We start from the raw sequence: 1,071 nt of genomic DNA on the forward strand, positions 1-1,071 counted from the left end.
TCGTGGAATACGGCAATCATCAGGACCTCATGGCTAGAAAGGGCAAGTATTACCAAATGCAAAAAGCTTCAGCTTTTAGCTCTGAATAATCCTTTCTATTTTGAAATCTTATGGACAAAAAAAGTTGCCTTCGGGTGACTTTTTTGTTACAATAGCTAGAAAAATTATTCACTGCAAATTGTCTTTTAGAAAAGGAGCCTATAATGAAAGTCTATCAGCATGTAAATATCGTGACTTGTGACCAAGATTTCCATGTTTATTTGGATGGTATCTTGGCTGTTAAGGACTCTCAAATCGTCTATGTCGGCCAAGAGGAACCAGAGATTTTAGAGCAAGCTGGGCAGATTATAGACTATCAGGGAGCCTGGATCATGCCTGGTTTGGTCAATTGCCATACCCATTCTGCTATGACAGGCTTGCGAGGGATTCGGGATGATAGCAATCTCCATGAATGGCTCAATGACTATATCTGGCCAGCAGAAGCAGGCTTTACTCCCGACATGACTACCAAGGCGGTCAAAGAAGCTCTGACAGAGATGCTCCAGTCAGGGACAACAACCTTCAACGATATGTATAATCCCAATGGTGTGGAGATTGAGAGAATTTATCAGGCAGTCAAGGCATCTAAGATGCGTTGTTATTTCTCACCGACCCTCTTTTCTTCAGAAGCAGAAACAACAGCTGAGACCATAAGCAGAACACGAGCCATCATCGAGACAATCATAGGATATGAAAATCCAAATTTCAAGGTTATGGTAGCTCCACATTCTCCCTACAGCTGTAGTAGAGACCTTCTGGAAGCAAGCTTAGATATGGCAAAAGAGCTGGACATTCCTATCCATATCCATGTGGCGGAGACCAAGGAGGAATCAGGAATTATCCTGAAGCGCTATGGCAAACGCCCCCTCGCCTTGCTAGAAGAACTGGGTTACTTAGAGCATCCGTCTGTCTTTGCTCACGGGGTCGAATTAAACGAGAAAGAAATTGAACGTTTGGCAACTTCTCAAGTAGCTATTGCTCATAATCCTATTAGTAATCTCAAACTGGCTTCAGGAATCGCTCCAATCATCC

General features: G+C 43.1%; 1 protein-coding gene. It reads left to right on the forward strand.

Annotation, left to right across the window (positions count from 1 at the left end; translation table 11 throughout):
- Positions 1 to 203: 203 nt before the first annotated feature.
- Positions 204 to 1,071 (forward strand): amidohydrolase family protein (locus SORDD16_RS03465; RefSeq protein WP_241733959.1); only part of this gene is annotated, 868 nt, incomplete at its 3' end.

The organism is Streptococcus oralis (assembly GCF_001578945.1).
GTDB lineage: Bacteria > Bacillota > Bacilli > Lactobacillales > Streptococcaceae > Streptococcus > Streptococcus oralis_Q.